This window comes from Micromonospora sp. NBC_00617, from assembly GCF_045161355.1.
In the GTDB taxonomy this organism is placed as follows: domain Bacteria; phylum Actinomycetota; class Actinomycetes; order Mycobacteriales; family Micromonosporaceae; genus Micromonospora.
The window spans coordinates 3302788-3318267 of sequence record NZ_CP107751.1; the positions used below are offsets into that span (position 1 = coordinate 3302788).

Annotated in this window: 17 protein-coding genes and 1 riboswitch; of the genes, 5 read left to right on the plus strand and 12 right to left on the minus strand. The window is 73.2% G+C overall.

Going from position 1 to position 15480, the window contains the following annotated elements; genetic code table 11:
* Window positions 1-167: 167 nt before the first annotated feature.
* Both hisG and OG505_RS15075 read right to left on the minus strand, forming a co-directional pair.
* Complete coding sequence (gene hisG, locus OG505_RS15070; RefSeq protein ID WP_405433958.1) at window positions 168-1013, minus strand: ATP phosphoribosyltransferase; 846 nt, start codon at window positions 1011-1013, stop codon at window positions 168-170.
* Window positions 1014-1058: 45 nt separating this feature from the next.
* Entirely contained in the window at window positions 1059-1322 is a 264-nt protein-coding gene (locus OG505_RS15075) for a phosphoribosyl-ATP diphosphatase (protein ID WP_234589761.1), read from the minus strand.
* 133 nt (window positions 1323-1455) lie between these two features.
* Here OG505_RS15075 and OG505_RS15080 point away from each other — a divergent pair, with 133 nt between their 5' ends.
* The 3 genes from OG505_RS15080 to OG505_RS15090 are packed head-to-tail and all read left to right on the plus strand — an operon-like array spanning window position 1456 to window position 3904.
* On the plus strand, window positions 1456-2316 hold the full coding sequence (locus tag OG505_RS15080) for an ABC transporter substrate-binding protein (protein ID WP_405433959.1): 861 nt from the start codon (window positions 1456-1458) through the stop codon (window positions 2314-2316).
* On the plus strand, window positions 2313-3158 hold the full coding sequence (locus OG505_RS15085; protein WP_405433961.1) for an amino acid ABC transporter permease: 846 nt from the start codon (window positions 2313-2315) through the stop codon (window positions 3156-3158). Before OG505_RS15080 ends, OG505_RS15085 begins: the two co-directional genes overlap by 4 nt.
* A gap of 2 nt (window positions 3159-3160) precedes the next feature.
* Window positions 3161-3904: an amino acid ABC transporter ATP-binding protein gene (locus OG505_RS15090; RefSeq protein ID WP_405433963.1), complete on the plus strand. Its 744-nt coding sequence runs from the start codon at window positions 3161-3163 to the stop codon at window positions 3902-3904.
* A gap of 7 nt (window positions 3905-3911) precedes the next feature.
* Here the strand turns inward: OG505_RS15090 and ribH are convergent, their stop codons facing one another.
* The 7 genes from ribH to rpe all read right to left on the minus strand — a co-directional run bounded on the left by ribH (window position 3912) and on the right by rpe (window position 10277).
* Window positions 3912-4412 carry a 6,7-dimethyl-8-ribityllumazine synthase gene (gene ribH / locus OG505_RS15095; protein ID WP_234589790.1) on the minus strand — a complete coding sequence of 167 codons (501 nt, stop codon included), beginning with the start codon at window positions 4410-4412 and terminating at the stop codon, window positions 3912-3914.
* 2 nt (window positions 4413-4414) lie between these two features.
* Window positions 4415-5680, minus strand: a complete 1266-nt coding sequence (locus OG505_RS15100) for a bifunctional 3,4-dihydroxy-2-butanone-4-phosphate synthase/GTP cyclohydrolase II (protein ID WP_405433965.1) — start codon at window positions 5678-5680, stop codon at window positions 4415-4417.
* A gap of 151 nt (window positions 5681-5831) precedes the next feature.
* Window positions 5832-6521: a nicotinamide riboside transporter PnuC gene (pnuC, locus tag OG505_RS15105; protein ID WP_405433966.1), complete on the minus strand. Its 690-nt coding sequence runs from the start codon at window positions 6519-6521 to the stop codon at window positions 5832-5834.
* Window positions 6521-7165 (minus strand): riboflavin synthase, encoded by a 645-nt coding sequence (locus OG505_RS15110; RefSeq protein ID WP_405433968.1) that lies wholly within the window; start codon window positions 7163-7165, stop codon window positions 6521-6523. The genes pnuC and OG505_RS15110 overlap by 1 nt, the downstream gene beginning before the upstream one ends.
* Before the next feature lies 1 nt (window position 7166).
* Window positions 7167-8228 (minus strand): bifunctional diaminohydroxyphosphoribosylaminopyrimidine deaminase/5-amino-6-(5-phosphoribosylamino)uracil reductase RibD, encoded by a 1062-nt coding sequence (ribD, locus tag OG505_RS15115; RefSeq protein ID WP_405433969.1) that lies wholly within the window; start codon window positions 8226-8228, stop codon window positions 7167-7169.
* Window positions 8229-8389: 161 nt separating this feature from the next.
* Window positions 8390-8560: riboswitch (FMN riboswitch) on the minus strand.
* 78 nt (window positions 8561-8638) lie between these two features.
* The gene (locus OG505_RS15120) at window positions 8639-9595 is read right to left on the minus strand and encodes a response regulator (RefSeq protein WP_405433970.1); all 957 of its coding nucleotides are present in this window, start codon (window positions 9593-9595) and stop codon (window positions 8639-8641) included.
* 1 nt (window position 9596) lies between these two features.
* Entirely contained in the window at window positions 9597-10277 is a 681-nt protein-coding gene (rpe, locus tag OG505_RS15125) for a ribulose-phosphate 3-epimerase (protein ID WP_405433972.1), read from the minus strand.
* 254 nt (window positions 10278-10531) lie between these two features.
* Between rpe and OG505_RS15130 the strand changes: the two genes are divergently transcribed.
* On the plus strand, window positions 10532-11422 hold the full coding sequence (locus OG505_RS15130) for a septum formation family protein (RefSeq protein ID WP_405433974.1): 891 nt from the start codon (window positions 10532-10534) through the stop codon (window positions 11420-11422).
* Between the two features lie 84 nt (window positions 11423-11506).
* On the plus strand, window positions 11507-12397 hold the full coding sequence (locus tag OG505_RS15135; RefSeq protein ID WP_405433975.1) for a septum formation family protein: 891 nt from the start codon (window positions 11507-11509) through the stop codon (window positions 12395-12397).
* Between the two features lie 79 nt (window positions 12398-12476).
* Here the strand turns inward: OG505_RS15135 and OG505_RS15140 are convergent, their stop codons facing one another.
* From OG505_RS15140 to def, 3 genes are read right to left on the minus strand one after another with little or no spacing between them, the layout of a single operon-like run.
* Window positions 12477-13955, minus strand: coding sequence for an RsmB/NOP family class I SAM-dependent RNA methyltransferase (locus OG505_RS15140; protein WP_405434511.1), 1479 nt, complete (start codon window positions 13953-13955; stop codon window positions 12477-12479).
* On the minus strand, window positions 13910-14836 hold the full coding sequence (gene fmt, locus OG505_RS15145) for a methionyl-tRNA formyltransferase (protein WP_405433977.1): 927 nt from the start codon (window positions 14834-14836) through the stop codon (window positions 13910-13912). Before fmt ends, OG505_RS15140 begins: the two co-directional genes overlap by 46 nt.
* Window positions 14837-14841: 5 nt before the next feature.
* On the minus strand, window positions 14842-15402 hold the full coding sequence (def, locus tag OG505_RS15150; protein ID WP_405433978.1) for a peptide deformylase: 561 nt from the start codon (window positions 15400-15402) through the stop codon (window positions 14842-14844).
* Window positions 15403-15480: the final 78 nt, after the last annotated feature.

Consider the following 15480-nt stretch of genomic DNA (forward strand, 5'->3'; position numbering starts at 1 on the left):
CAGTCTGCCACCCGTCCTCGCCCCGCAGACGTACCACCCGCCGAGCCACCACTTCGCGCCCCACGACGCGCGCCCGGGCCGGCGCGGCGCGGTCGATCCACCCGAGGTCAGCGAAACGGGGGTGTCCCGCGCGGGCGGACACCCCCGTTTCGGCGATCCCGTGGGCGTCAGAGGCGACAGGCGTGGATGTTGGTCACCAGGATGGCGCGGGCGCCCAGGTCGTACAGCTCGTCCATGATCCGGTGCACGTCGTCGCGGAGCACCATGGCCTGCACGGCCACCCAGCCCTCGCGGTGCAGCGGCGACACGGTGGGCGACTCGATGCCCGGGGTGAGGCCGCTGGCCCGGTCCATGAGGCCGGCCGGCACGTCGTAGGCGAGCATCACGTAGCGGCGGGCCACCAGCACGCCGTGCAGACGGCGCAGCAACTGCTCGGCCTGCGCGTGCGCCGGTGCGCCGGCACGCCGGACCAGCACCGCCGACGAGCGCAGCAGCGGCTCGCCGAACACCACGAGGCCCGCCTGACGCAGGGTCGCGCCGGTCTCCACCACGTCCGCGATCACGTCGGCGACACCGAGGCGTACGGCGTTCTCCACTGCGCCGTCGAGGCGGATCACCTCGGCCTTGACGCCCACCTCGTCGAGGTGCCGCTCGACCAGCCCCGGGTAAGCGGTGGCGATCCGGTGCCCGCCCAGCTCCTGCACCGAGGCGATGTCGTCGGGTCGGGCGGCGAAGCGGAAGGTGGCCCGGCCGAAGGCGAGGTCGACGACCTCCTCGGCGGGCGCGGCCGAGTCGATCAGCAGGTCCCGGCCGGTGATGCCGAGGTCGAGATCACCGGAGCCGACGTAGGTGGCGATGTCCTTGGGACGCAGGTAGAAGAATTCGACATCGTTGGCCTCGTCGCGGCAGACGAGGTCCTTGGGGTCGGTGCGCTGGCGGTAGCCCGCCTCACGCAGCATCTGGGCGGCCGGCTCGGCCAGGGTGCCCTTGTTGGGGATGGCGACACGCAACATGACGGAGTGCTCCTTCGATCGGGCCTGATCAACGACGGGGCGCACTCACAGATGTCGGTAGACGTCCTTCAGTTCGAGACCGCTGGCGAGCATCAACACCTGGACCTGGTAAAGCAGCTGGGAGATCTCCTCGGCGGTGCGCTGCGGCCCCTCGTGCTCGGCGGCCATCCACGACTCGGCCGCCTCCTCGACAACCTTCTTGCCGATGAAGTGCACGCCCTTGTTCAGCGCGGCGACGGTGCCCGAGCCCGGGGTGCCGGCGGCGGCCTTGGCCTGCAGCTCGGCGAACAACTCCTCGAACGTCTTCACGGGGAACGATTCTTCCAGCCGCTGCGCCGACGCCCCGAGTCCGGGTCCACCGCGACCCAGCAGGCGGACAATTCCCTACCAACATGGTGGGAAAATCTTCGATCGACGCCCATGGACCTCTACGCTGTCCGCCATGGCCAGCCGCTCACGCCTTTACGCGCTCACCCTCGCCAGCGCCGTCGTCGCCACCGCCGGATGCGCGCCACAGGACGAGGAACCGACACCCACCGCCACCGCCTCGCCGTCCTGCACGAAGGACAGCCTGCCCACCCGTACGCCGGGCAAGCTCACCATCGCCACCGACCAGCCGGCGTACGAGCCGTGGTTCCGCCAGGACAAGCCGGACAGCGGCGAGGGCTTCGAGGCCGCCGTCGCGTACGCGGTGGCCGACAAGCTGGGCTACGCCCGGGGCGACGTCACCTGGACCCGGGTCAAGTTCGACACCGCGATCGCGCCCGGCCCCAAGAACTTCGACTTCGACATCAACCAGTTCTCCGTCACCGAGGAACGCAAGCAGGCGGTGGACTTCTCGGCCCCGTACTACCTGGTGCGGCAGACCGTCATCGCGCTGAAGTCCTCGAAGATCGCCGGTAAGACGTCGCTGGCGGACCTGCGCGGCGCCCGGCTCGGCGCCCAGGTCGGCACGACCAGCTACCAGGCGATCACCGACGTCATCAAGCCGACCGCGAAGCCGCAGGTCTACAACAGCAACGACGACGCCAAGAAGGCCCTGCAGAACGGGCAGATCGACGGACTCGTGGTGGACCTGCCGACCGCCTTCTACATCACCGGCACGGAGGTCACCGACGCGACGATCGTCGGTCAGGTGCCGCAGGTGGGCGTGCCGGAGGCGTTCGGGCTGCTGCTGGACAAGAACTCGCCGCTGACCCGCTGCGTCAGCGGCGCGGTCGGTCAGCTCAGCGAGGCCGGCACGCTCACCGGGCTGGAGCAGAAGTGGCTCGCGCAGGTGGCGGGGGCGGCCGAGCTGAAGTGACGCCGCGGGAGCACACCCCCTCCGCGGCGCAGCTGCGACGGTCGGCGTACCGGCGTCGGCAGAGCCTGCTCAGCGTGCTGATCGCGGCCTTCTCCACGGCGGCGCTCGGCACGTTGCTGGCCGTCGCCGTGACCGGCGCTCCGGGCTGGGACCGGGTCCGGCAGTCGTTCCTGGACCCGCAGATCGGCGCCGACGCGCTGCCGGCCGTGCTGGACGGGCTCTGGCTCAACGTCCGGCTGTTGGTCTGCTGCGCGGCCGGCGCGCTGCTGCTCGGACTGGTGATCGCCGTGCTGCGGACACTGCGCGGCCCGGTCTTCTTCCCGGTGCGGGCGCTGGCCGCCGGCTACACGTACACCTTCCGGGGGCTGCCGCTGATCATCGTGCTGTACCTGCTCACCCTCGGCGTGCCCGGGTTGCGGCTGCGGGGCATGCCGTCGGTTCTGGTGCTCGGCGGGCTCGCGCTGGTGCTCACCTACGGCGGCTACCTGGCCGAGGTGTTCCGGGCCGGCATCGAGTCGGTGCACCACAGCCAGGTCGCCGCGGCCCGCTCGCTGGGCCTGACCTACCGGCAGACGATGCGGCACGTGGTGCTGCCGCAGGCCGTCCGCCGGGTGGCGCCACCGCTGCTCAACGACGTGGTGGCCCTGCAGAAGGACGTCGGGCTGGTCTCGCTCGCCGGCCCGATCGACGCGGTCCGCGCCGCCCAGATCGCCACCGCCCAGTCGTTCAACTACACGCCGTACGTCGTGGCCGGAGTGCTGTTCGTGCTGCTCGCGATCCCGCTGATCGCCGTCACCGACTGGGTGACGCTGCGCTCGGCCCGTCGCCAGTCGGGAGGCTGACCATGGCGTTGCTGCGCTGCCGGGGTCTGCGCAAGGAGTTCGCCGGCCACGTCGTGCTGGACCGGCTCGACCTGACGGTCGCCGAGCACCGGGTGGTGGCCCTGATCGGGGCGTCCGGGTCGGGCAAGTCCACCCTGCTGCGGTGCGTGAACCTCCTGGAGGAGGTGGACGACGGCACCATCGAGCTGGACGGGGAGGACATCTCCGACCCTCGGGTGGACGCCGACCGGGTCCGCCGGCGGATCGGCCTGGTGTTCCAGGCGTACAACCTGTTTCCGCACCTGAGCGTGCTGGACAACATCACCCTCGCGCCCCGGCGGGTGCACCGGCGGGCCCGCGCCGCGGCCGAGGCCCAGGCCCGCGACCTGCTCGACCGGGTGGGGCTGGGCGCGAAGGCGCACGCCTACCCGGACGCGCTCTCCGGCGGGCAGCAGCAGCGGGTGGCGATCGTCCGGGCGCTGGCGAACTCGCCCCGCCTGCTGCTGCTCGACGAGGTCACCTCCGCCCTGGACCCGGAACTCGTCGGCGAGGTGCTGACGATGATCCGGGGCCTGAAGGCCGACGGGATGACCATGGTGCTGGCCACCCACGAGATGAGTTTCGCCCGGGAGGTCGCCGACGAGGTGTGCTTCCTCGACGCGGGACGGGTCGTCGAGAGCGGCCCACCGGAGCAGGTGCTCGGCGAGCCGACGCAGCCTCGTACCCGGCAGTTCCTGCGCCGCATCATCGAGGCCGGTCGGCTGTGAGGGTGCGTCAGCCGCCGAAGCCGACCCGCTGCGCGTTGCCGGCGGCCACGGTCCGGACGGCCAGGGCCGCGTCGAGCGCCGCCACGGTCGCCGCCCAGCCCTTGTCCTCCGCCGAGCCGGGCAGCCCGGCCCGGTCCCGGGCCTGCTCGATGGTCTCCACGGTGAGCACGCCGTGCGCCACCGGCTTGCCCTCGTCCAGCGCCACCCGGGTCAGCCCGTCGGTGACCGACCGGCACACGTAGTCGAAGTGGGCGGTGGCGCCCCGCACGACCACGCCGAGCGCGACCACCACGTCGCAACGGCGGGCGAGGGCCTGGGCGACGACCGGCAGCTCGACGGAGCCGGCGACACGCGCCACCACGGACCGCGCCCCGCACGCCTCGGCGGCGGCGACCGCACGCTCCAGCATGTGGTCGGTCAGGTCGCCGTGCCACCGTGCGGCCACCACCCCGACGGTCAGCCCCGCGGCGTCGACCGCCTCGACTCCCGGCTCGCCGAAACCCGCCATCGTCATGCTCCGATCTCGTCGTCGGCGACCGGACGCCCCAGCGGCGCCTCGGACACCTCGTCCAACTCGTCCAGCAGGTGACCCATCCGGTCCCGCTTGGTGCGCAGGTAGCGCAGGTTCTCCGGGTGCGCGCCGGCCGGCAGGCCCTCGCGGCCGGTGACGGTGAGCCCGTAGCCCTCCAGCCCGGCCCGCTTGGCCGGGTTGTTGGTCAGCAGCCGCATCGAGCGCACGCCCAGGTCGTACAGGATCTGCGCGCCGGTGCCGTAGTCGCGAGCGTCGGCCGGCAGACCCAGGTCGAGGTTGGCGTCCACGGTGTCCCGGCCCTGGTCCTGCAACTGGTACGCCTGCAGCTTGTGCAGCAGGCCGATGCCGCGTCCCTCGTGCCCGCGCACGTAGAGCACCACGCCCCGGCCCTCGCGGGCGACCCGGGCCAGCGCGGCGTCCAGCTGCGGCCCGCAGTCGCAGCGCAGCGAGCCGAACACGTCCCCGGTCAGGCACTCGGAGTGGACCCGGACCAGCACGTCCTGACCGTCGCCGAGGTCACCGAGCACCATCGCGACGTGCTCGGCCGGGTCGTGCTCGGCGCGGTAGCCGAGCGCCCGGAACACCCCGTGCCGCGTCGGCATCCGGGCGTCGGCGACCAGCTCTACCTGCTTCTCGGTACGCCGCCGGTAGGCGATCAGGTCGGCGATGGTGATCAGCGTGAGGCCGTGCTCGGCGGCGAACTTCTCCAGGTCCGGCAACCGCATCATGGTGCCGTCGTCGTTGACCAGCTCGCAGAGCACGCCCGCCGGGCGCAGCCCGGCGAGCCGGGTCAGGTCGATCGCCGCCTCGGTGTGCCCGGGTCGGCGCAGCACCCCGCCCTCGCGGGCGCGCAGCGGCACCACGTGCCCGGGCCGGGCCAGGTCGGTCGGGTCGGTCGCCGCGCCGGCGAGCAGCCGGCTGGTGTGCGCGCGGTCGGCCGCCGAGATGCCGGTGCTGATCCCCTCCCGGGCGTCCACGGTCACCGTGTACGCGGTGCCGCGCCGATCCTGGTTGGTGTGGTGCATCGGCGGCAGGTCGAGCCGGTCGGCCTCGCTCTCGGTCAACGCCACGCACACGTACCCGGAGGTGTGGCGCACCATGAACGCCATCAGCTCCGGCGTGGCCCGCTCGGCCGCGAAGATCAGGTCGCCCTCGTTCTCCCGGTCGGCGTCGTCGACCACGACGACCGGCCGCCCGGCGGCGATCTCGGCGATCGCCTCGTCGATACTCCCGAAACTGCTCATGCCGCCACTCCGCTTCGCCGAACGGTCCGAGCCCCGGCCGGGTCGGTCTGGCCCGGGAGGGCCACGCGGCCTCGGCCGGGGGTCGGACTGTGAGCAGTGGCGTCATGCGGCACCATGGCGCTTGACCTGATGATTCGCTCGCTGCGCTCGCTCATGCGACGGCCTCCGTGTAGGTGGGCGGGAGTGCGGCGGTCGGCCGGGTGGCGCGCGAGGTGCGCCACCAGGCGGCGAAGCCCCCGGCGCAGAAGGCGCCGTAGACCAGGTACATGGCCGCTGACGGATAGAACCCGCCGCGCAGCAGCAGCGGCACGCCGACCGCGTCCACCGCGATCCACACCAGCCAGAACTCGACCCAGCCGCGGGCCATGCCGTAGGTGGCCAGCAGGCTGCCGGTGAGGATCCAGGCGTCCGGCAGCGGGCCCCAGGAGCCCAGCGCCTTGAGCACCGGGTACGCGACGGCGGTGCCGACGACGGCGGCCAGCAGCAGCACGAGCCGCTCCCGCCCGGTGGCCCAACGCGGCAGCACCGCGGTGTGGTCGGCGTCGAGGCGGCTGTTACGGCGCCACCGCCACCAGCCGTAGACGCTGACCGCGAAGAAGAACACCTGCCGGCCGGCCTGCCCGTACAGGTCGTGGGCCTGCGGGGTGGCGAACACCCCGCCGAGGAAGACGGTGAACAGCAGCGCGTTGCCGATCATGCCGACCGGCCACGCCCAGACCAGCCGGCGCAGCCCGAGCAGCGCGGAGACCAGCCCGAACACGTTGCCGACGATCTCCCGAGCCAGCACCGGCGAACCGGCCACCTGCACCTGGGCGTCGAGCAGCCAGCCGAGGGGGCCCATCAGGCCACCCCGGGTGTGCTCGGGGTCGCCCCGAACGCGTCGGTGTCGGTGAGCCGGGCGCCGAGCAGCCGCTCGACGTACTTGGCCACCACGTCGACCTCCAGGTTGACCGGGTCGCCGACGCCCTTCGCGCCGAGCGTGGTCAGCTTCAGGGTGGTCGGGATCAGCCCGACGGCGAACTCGTCCGCGCCCACCTCGGCCACGGTCAGCGACACGCCGTCGATGGTGATCGAGCCCTTCTCCACCACGTACCGGGCCAGGGCGGCGGGCAGCCGGAACCGCACCGTCTCCCACTGCTCGGCCGGTTCCCGGGAGATCAGTTCGCCGACGCCGTCGACGTGGCCCTGCACGAGGTGCCCGCCGAGGCGGCTGCCCAGCGCCGCCGCCCGCTCCAGGTTGACCGGGTCGCCGGGGCGCAGCGCGCCCAGCGCGGAGCGGCGCAGGGTCTCGCCCATGACGTCGGCGGTGAAGACGCCGTCGGCCGCGTCCACCACCGTCAGGCAGACACCGTTGACGGCGATGGAATCACCGTGGCGGGCGTCCGAGGTGACCAGCGGGCCGCGCACGGCGACCAGCGCCGAATCGCCCGCCGTGGCGGTGACCCGGACGATCTCCCCCAACTCCTCGACAATGCCGGTGAACATGTCAGCCCTCCCTTTTGCGGGGCAAAGCGGTGATCCGCAGATCCGGACCGACCTGCGTAACGTCGACGAACTCCAGATCGATGGCTTCAGCGATGGTCGTCACTCCCGCGTCGACCAGGGCGGTGGGGCCGGCGCCGAGCAGCCGGGGCGCGACGTACCCGACGATCTTGTCGACCAGGCCGGCGGCCAGGAACGCGCCGGCCAGCCGGGGGCCGCCCTCCAGCAGCACCGCGCGGACTCCGCGCTGGTGCAGCGCCGCGAGCAGCGCCGCCAGATCGACCCGGCCGTCCGGGCCCGCGCCCACCTCGGCCGCGGTCGCGATCCACGTCCGCGCGGCGCCGTCGCGGACCCGGGCGTCGAGGGGGGTACGCCCCGAGCTGTCCACCACCACCCGCAGCGGCTGCCGGATGGCCAGGCTGCCGTCGCGCAGGTTGCGGGCGGTCAACCGGGGGTCGTCGGCGAGGACGGTACCCACCCCGGCGACGACCGCGTCGACCGTGCCGCGCAGCGCGTGCACGTCGATCCGGGCCGCCTCCGAGGTGATCCACATGCTGGTGCCGTCCGCGGCGGCGGACCGGCCGTCGACGGTCGCGGCGTACTTCCAGATGACGTACGGCCAGCCCCGGCGCATCGAGGTCAACCACGCGACGTTGCCGGCCTCGGCCTCGTCGCCGCGTACCCCCAGATCCACCTGGACCCCGGCGGCGCGCAACGTGGCGGCGCCGCCGGAGGCCACCGGGTTCGGGTCGGGTACGGCGATGACGACGCGGGACACCCCGGCCTGGACGAGCGCGGTGCTGCAGGGGCCGGTGCGGCCGGTGTGGTCGCAGGGTTCCAGAGTGACCACCGCGGTGCCGCCCTCGGCGCGCGGGCCGGCCTGGGCCAGCGCGACGATCTCAGCGTGCGGTCCACCGGCGTACGCGTGGAAGCCCTCCCCCACGACCTCGCCGTCGGCGTCGAGCAGCACGCACCCGACCACCGGGTTGGGGCTGGTGGTGCCCAGCCCGCGAGCCGCCAGCTCGATCGCACGCCGCATCGCCTCATCGACGGAGACGCTGGCCATCGCCCTGCCCTGCCCTCTCACTCGCCGGTCCGCGCGCGGGCGGTCAGGGAGGCGGCATGGGCCGCGGGCAGGCGGCGGCGGAGTCCGGGTACGGCACAGCCGACCCGGATGGGCGGCACGGCACGCTGACGCCAGCGGCCGGCTGAAGACCCGTCCGTCCCGCGCGCTGTCTCCCATCCGGACTGTCTGGGCGCGGACGAACCGCCCCCAACCGTCGGCCCCGGATTTTCACCAGGTCCACCGGGCGGCAGAGCCGTCCGGGTCGCGGGCTGACCACGGTTGGACCGTGGATCACCGCCGGTTCGGAATTTCACCGAGTCCCGCCAGCGCGTGGTGGGTACTTCGCAGTCTTGCACGCCGAACGCGGTGTGTCCTTATCCAGGCGAGCTAGTTCACAGCGGGATCACGCGTCAGGTGACGCCGCGCCGCCGGTCCACCGCCACGTACGACCCGGGTTGGCTCTTGGCGACCGTCTTCATTTCCGAGGCCACCGCGATGGCCTCCAGGGGGTCGGTGAACCGCTTGCCGGCGTCGGAGAGGGAGACCCCGATGGACAGCGTGACCAGGGCCGCCCGGCGAATATTGCCCCGCCGGTCCTTCAGCTCGACGAAGCCCCGCTCCCGGTCGGTCGGGTCGTAGAGCGTGTCGGCGGACTTCTCGAAGTCGACCACCGCCCGGGAGGTCAGCGGGCGGACCTGGTCCGGCGCGCAGACGATCACGAAGTCGTCGCCGCCGACGTGGCCGAGGAAGGCCGGCGGCAGGCCCACCGCCACCACCGCACGGTGCAGGCTGCGGGCCAGCGCGGAGATGAAGTCGTCGCCGCGGACGAAGCCGTACCGGTCGTTGACGCTCTTGAACCGGTCGATGTCGATGTAGCCGACCGCGTAGTCCACCCCGTGCCGGACCCGGTCGCTGATCTCCCGCCGGATCCGGCTGTTGCCGGGCAGGCCGGTCAGCGGGGAGACCTCCCGGAACTCCTTGTTGCGGCGCAGCGTCGAGGAGACCCGGGCCACCAGCTCGGCGGTGTCGAACGGCTTGACCAGGTAGTCGTCGGCGCCGGCGCTGAGCCCGTGGACCTTGTCCACGGTCATCCCCTTGGCCGTCAACATGATCACCGGCAGGGCGGAGGTCATCGGGTCGGCGCGCAGTCGTCGGGTCAGCTCCAGACCGTCGATGCGGGGCATCATGAGGTCGACCACGGCCAGGTCCGGCCGTTGCCGCTCGATGACCTCCAGCGCCTCCTGGCCGTCACTGGCGTGGATCACCTCGAAGCCGTGCAGCCGCAGGTTGAACTCGACGAATCGGGCGATGTCCTCGTCGTCGTCGACGACGAGGATGATGTCCTTGCGGTCGACCTCGGGCTCCACCTCAGGCCCCGGGCGCCGCGCGCTCCGCCAGGGCCCGCAGGTGCCGGACCGCCTCGGCCGGGTCGGCGGCGCCGTAGACGGCGGTGCCGGCCACGAACGCGTCGGCCCCGGCGGCGGCCGCCTGCTCGATGGTGTCGGCGGCGATCCCGCCGTCCACCTCGATGCGCAGCTCCAGGTGGCCCGCGTCGACGTGTCGACGGGCGGCGCGAACCTTGTCCAGCAGCTGCGGGATGAACCGCTGCCCGCCGAAGCCCGCCTTGATCGTCATGATCAGCAGGGTGTCGAAGCTGGGCAGCAGCTCCAGGTACGGCTCGATCGGGGTGTCCCGGTCGATGGCCAGCCCGGCCTTCGCGCCGGCCGAGCGCAGGTCCTTGGCGAGCGCCACCGGGTCGTCGGCCGCCTCGGCGTGGAACGTGACGTTGTACGCCCCGGCGTCGGCGTAGCCGGGGGCCCACCGGCGCGGGTCGGAGATCATCAGGTGCACGTCGAACGGCATCGTGGTGGCGGCTCGCAGGCTCTGCACCACGGGCAGCCCGATGGTCAGATTGGGCACGAAATGGTTGTCCATCACGTCCACGTGCAACCAGTCCGCGGCGTCCTCGACGGCACGGACCTCTTCGGCGAGGCGGGCGAAATCGGCGGCCAGGATGCTCGGCGCGACGATCGGCGGCGGTACGGTCACGGGGCCAGTGTACGAACGCGGCCATCCGCTGCCCGCAGCACCGCACCAACTCCGACACGCTGTGACCCAGCAGTGACCAGTAGTGCAGAATGAGCCGGTCCGGGCCATCGATTCCGGACGAACAGACATCAGTGGCTGGCCGATCGACCCAAACGCGACGACACTCCAAGCGGGACGGTGCCGTAGGCTGCACGCCCGCCGGGGTCGCGCCGCGGGGCGCGGTGACCGGTCGCCAGCTCGCAGGAGGGCAGACGATGCGACGGTGGCTTCCAGCGCTGGCGCTGATCGGCATCACGACGATGCTGCTGGCCGGCTGTGGGCCGGCGCGAGGCGCGGACGGTGACCTCACCGACGACTGGCCGGCACTGCGGGTTCCGCGGCCGTTCACCCCCGCCACCGACACCTGCCTGCCCCGGATCACCTCGGTCGTGCAGGCCAGCACGTACGAGACGGTCGACTGCGCCCGCAGCCACCTCGCCGAGGCGATCCACGTCGGCACGTTCACGGGCCCGGCCGCGCAGGCCGGCACCCGACCGGGCCCGGGCTCGACCGCGCTGCGCGCGGCCCGCTCCGAGTGCGACCAGCGGGCCCGGGAGGTGCTCGGCGGCGACTGGCACACGGCCCGGCTCACCCTGACGCTCTCGCTGCCCAGCGGTCCCGCCTGGACCGGCGGCGCACGCTGGTTCCGCTGCGACCTCAGCGAGACCGACAGCATCGACAACACCCGGCCGGTGAACCGCGTCGGCAGCCTGCGCGGCGCGTTGATCGGCGACACCCCGCTGACCCACGGCTGCTTCGACCCGAAGCTGATCGGCGACAACCTCAACTACATGGCCCCGGTGCTCTGCACCGAGCCGCACCGCGCCGAGTTCGTCGGCGTCTACGAGGAACGGGACGTGAGCTGGGCCGAGTTCAGCCGGGCGGGCGAGCAGGCGCACCGGCGCTGCATGGCGTTGATCGCCACGTACGCGGCCGTGCCGAACAACAGCGACCTGCCGTACCGGGCCGGGTCCATCTACTACCCACCGTCGCAGCGGGAATGGGAGGAGGGCGACCGTGGGGTGCGCTGTTTCCTGTGGAGCGACGACCGCAAACTCACCCGTTCGATGCGCGGCGCCGGCCCCGAGGGACTGCCCGCGATCTGATTCGCGGTGCCGTATGCTGCTGCGCCGTGGCGCTACCGGCCGGCTGGGGGCCGTCCGGAGGTCACCAGCGGCGGGAGGTCGACGATGCGACGGTGGTTGACGGCGATTGCCGGGAGCGCGGCGGTGGCCCTGGCGCTCACCGGCTGTGGCGCACCCGCCGGAGTCGACCGTGACCTCACCGACGACTGGCCGGCGCCCGTGGCGGCGCAGCAGTTCGTCCCCGCCGCCGGCGTCTGCCACCACTCCTTCCAGCAGGTCGGCTTCCTGAGCGGCTACAACCCCATGGAGTGCGCCGAGTCGCACCGGGTGGAGACCCTGCACGTCGGCACGCTCACCGGCCCCGGCACCGAACGCGGCACACCGCCGCCGCCCGGCTCGGTGGGCATGCGGACCGCGCAGGCCGGCTGCGAGACGGAGGTCAACATGGCGGTCGGCGCCGACTGGCGCTCCGGGCGCCTCGGGCTGGCCGTCGTGCTGCCCTCACCGGCCGCCTGGGGCGGCGGGGCCCGCTGGTACCGCTGTGACGTCACCGAGATCGCCAGCATCGACGACACCGCCGTCGACCTGCGCACCGGCAGCCTGCGGGGTGCACTGACCGGCGCCTCGCCGCTGGCGTACCGCTGCTTCAACCCCAAGCTGGACAAGGACAAGATCGAGGAGATGGTGGCGGTGTCCTGCACCGCCAAGCACCACGCCGAGTTCGTCGGGATCTGGCAGGCCCCGGACGTCAGCTACGCGGAGTTCAACCGCACCACCAAGCGCACCCACCGGGCGTGCCAGTCGGTGACCGCCAAGTACGCCAAGGTGCCCGACAACTCGCAGCTCGACTTCCGCGCCGGAACGATCTACTACCAGCCGTACGAGCAGGAGTGGCGCAACGGCAACCGCGGCGTGCAGTGCTTCCTCTGGATCAGCGACCGGAACCTGACCCGCTCGATGAAGAACGCCGGCGTCAAGGGCCTACCGGTCACCTGACCCACCGCAAATGAAAGGAAGGGCCCCTTGTTAACGCCTGGCGTTAACAAGGGGCCCTTCCTTTCATTTGCGGTGCGACTCAGCCTCGGCGTAGGACGGCGAGGAACATCGCGTCGGTGCCGTGGCGGTGCGGCCACAGCTGCACGGTGGGGCCGTCGCCCAGGCCGGGCATGCCGGCCGGCAGCAGCGGTCGGGCGTCGACGAAGTCCACCGACACGCCGCTGCGGCGAGCCGCCTCGGTGACCGTCACGTGCGTCTCCACGGTGTGCGGCGAGCAGGTGACGTAGGCGACCAGCCCGCCCGGCCGGACCGCCCGCAGCGCCGCGCCCAGCAGTTCCCGCTGGAGCCGGGTCAACGGCGGCAGGTCCGAGGGCTGGCGGCGCCAGCGCGACTCGGGCCGGCGACGCAGCGAGCCCAGCCCGGTGCACGGGGCGTCCACCAGGACCCGGTCGAAGTGGCCCTCCGGCAGCTTCGGGTCGGCGCCGACCTCACGACCGTCGGTGGCCACCACGGTCACCGGCAGACCCCGGGTCGCCTGGGACACCAGCCGGGCCCGGTGCTCGGCCACCTCCACGGCGGTCAGGCGGGCGCCGCGCTGCGCGGCCAACGCGCCGAGCAGGCCGGCCTTGCCACCCGGACCGGCGCACAGGTCCAGCCAGCGCCCGTCCGGGCCGTCCAGCGGCGCGTCCGCGAGCGCCGCTGCCACGAGTTGGGAGCCCTCGTCCTGGACGTGGGCGCGACCGTCGACCACCGCCGGCACGTCGCCCGGCGCACCGCCGGGCAGATAGACGGCGTACGGCGAGAAGGCGCCGGGCGCGCCGCCGACCTGGTCGGCCAGCTCGATCGGGTCGATCAGGCCGGGACGGGCGCACAGGTGCACCGGGGGACGCTCATTGTCCTCGATCAGGAGCCGGGCGGTCTCGCCCAGGTCGCCGTCGAGCGCCTCGGAGAAGGCCCGCACGATCCACTGCGGGTGGCTGTACGCCAGCGCCAGGTGCCCGACCGGGTCGGTCTCGATCGGCGGGGCGAGCTTGGCCACCCACGCGTCGATGTCGCGGGTGGACACCTCGCGCAGCACCGCGTTGGCGAACCCGGCGGCGCCCGGCGCGACCGAGCGGACCAGGTCCACGGTCGACGACACGGCGGCGTGCGGGGGCACCCGGGTGTGCAGCAGCTGGTACGCCCCGATCCGCAGCGCGTCGCGCGCCGGCGGGTCGATGCGGGCCACGTCCCGCCCGGACGCGTCGCTGAGGATCGCGTCGAGCGTGCCGAGGTGGCGCAGGGTGCCGTAGGTCAGCTCGGTGGCGAACGCGGCGTCGCGGCCGTACAGCCCCTCCTCGCGCAGGATGGTGGGCAACACGAGGTTGGCGAAGGCGTCGTCGCGGTGCACGGCCGCCACCGCCTCGTACGCCACGCGTCGTGGCCGGTCCAGTGGTGGCCGGGTCGGCCGGCGGTCGCCGCCGCGGCCGGCGGACGAACCACCGCGGAACGGACGCGTCCCCTCCGGGGCCGTCACGCGAGGCCCTCGCCGGCGCTGACGCGGACGCCGCGCGCCCAGTCAGTGGCCGCCATGGCGCGCTTGCCCGCGGCGCGGACCTCGCCGAGGCGCACCGGCACGGTGGCCGTGCCGGCCAGCACCCGGGTCTTCTCCACCAGCAGCTCCCCCGGTTTCAGGTCCGGACCGTCGGCCACCGGTGCGACCGGGCCGAGCTTCACCCGCTCGTCCCGGAAGGTCGTCCACGGGCCCGGGGCCGGCGTGCAGGCGCGAATCCGCCGGTCCACCGCGAAGGCCGGGTCACCCCAGCGCACGCGGGCGTCCTGCACGGTCAGCTTCGGCGCCAGCGACACCCCGTCGGCGGGCTGCGGCTCGGCCCGCGCGGTGCCGTCGGCGATCGCGTCGAGCACCGCCACCAGCAGCCCGGCGCCGGAGTCGGCGAGCCGCTCCAGCAGGTCGCCGGAGGTGTCGCCGGGGCGGATCTCGTCGGTCAGGGTGCCGAAGACGGGCCCGGTGTCCAGGCCCTGCTCCAGTTGGAAGACGCTGGCGCCGGTCAGCTCGTCGCCGTGCAGCACCGCGTGCTGCACGGGCGCGGCGCCCCGCCAGGCGGGCAGCAGCGAGAAGTGCAGGTTGATCCAGCCGTACCGGGGAATCTCCAGGGCGGCCGGCGGCACCAGCGCGCCGTAGGCGACCACCGGCACGCAGTCCGGGGACAGCTCGCGCAGCCGGTCGAGGAACTCCGGGTCACGGGGGCGGGCCGGCGTGAGCACCTCGACGCCGTGCTCGTCGGCCCACGCGCCGACCGGGGAGCGGGACAGGCCACGCCCCCGCCCGGCGGGCGCGTCGGGCCGGGTCACCACGGCGACCAGCTCGTGCCGGGAGGCCGCGACGGCGGCCAGGGCGGGTACGGCCACCGCCGGCGTACCGGCGAAGATCACACGCATCCGGGTCACCGACCCAGACCGAACGGGCTGCCACCGGCGTGCGGGTTGACCTTGACCACCGGCGGCGCGGCGGGGTCGTACCACTCGGCCTGGCGGATGGCCTTCATGGCCTCCTTGCGACCGGCGGCGTCGAGCCGGTCGAGGAAGAGCACACCGTCGAGGTGGTCGGTCTCGTGCTGCACGCAGCGGGCCATCAGCCCGGTGCCGACGATCTGCAGCGGGTCGCCGTAGCCGTTGAAGCCCTTGGCGATGACGTTCTGCCGGCGCTTGGTGTCGAAGTAGAGCCCGGGGATGGACAGGCAGCCCTCGGGGCCGTCCTGCTCCTCCTCGTCGGGGAACTCCAGCACCGGGTTGACCAGGTGCCCGAGCACGTCGTCGACGTCGAAGGCGAACACCCGCAGGCTGACACCGAGCTGCGGCGCGGCCAGGCCGGCGCCGTTCTGCCCCCGCATCGTGTCGGTGAGGTCGGCGATGAGCCTCCGCAGCTCAACGTCGAAGTCGACCACCGGATCGGCCGGCGTGCGCAGCACCGGATCCCCAAAAAGACGGATGGGCTGGACGGTCACGCGGGACGGCTCCTTCATCAGGCGGGCGAGCGGCGCGTACCAGTCTACGGAGTGCCCCCGAGCGCGCCGGCCGGCGTA

Bases quoted from the DNA above. Each gene is read 5' to 3' on its own strand.
- hisG (WP_405433958.1), bottom strand. From the start codon at position 1,013: ATGTTGCGTGTCGCCATCCCCAACAAGGGCACCCTGGCCGAGCCGGCC.
- OG505_RS15080 (WP_405433959.1), top strand. From the start codon at position 1,456: ATGGCCAGCCGCTCACGCCTTTACGCGCTCACCCTCGCCAGCGCCGTC.
- OG505_RS15090 (WP_405433963.1), top strand. From the start codon at position 3,161: ATGGCGTTGCTGCGCTGCCGGGGTCTGCGCAAGGAGTTCGCCGGCCAC.
- ribH (WP_234589790.1), bottom strand. From the start codon at position 4,412: ATGGCGGGTTTCGGCGAGCCGGGAGTCGAGGCGGTCGACGCCGCGGGG.
- OG505_RS15100 (WP_405433965.1), bottom strand. From the start codon at position 5,680: ATGAGCAGTTTCGGGAGTATCGACGAGGCGATCGCCGAGATCGCCGCC.
- pnuC (WP_405433966.1), bottom strand. From the start codon at position 6,521: ATGGGCCCCCTCGGCTGGCTGCTCGACGCCCAGGTGCAGGTGGCCGGT.
- OG505_RS15110 (WP_405433968.1), bottom strand. From the start codon at position 7,165: ATGTTCACCGGCATTGTCGAGGAGTTGGGGGAGATCGTCCGGGTCACC.
- ribD (WP_405433969.1), bottom strand. From the start codon at position 8,228: ATGGCCAGCGTCTCCGTCGATGAGGCGATGCGGCGTGCGATCGAGCTG.
- OG505_RS15130 (WP_405433974.1), top strand. From the start codon at position 10,532: ATGCGACGGTGGCTTCCAGCGCTGGCGCTGATCGGCATCACGACGATG.
- OG505_RS15135 (WP_405433975.1), top strand. From the start codon at position 11,507: ATGCGACGGTGGTTGACGGCGATTGCCGGGAGCGCGGCGGTGGCCCTG.
- fmt (WP_405433977.1), bottom strand. From the start codon at position 14,836: ATGCGTGTGATCTTCGCCGGTACGCCGGCGGTGGCCGTACCCGCCCTG.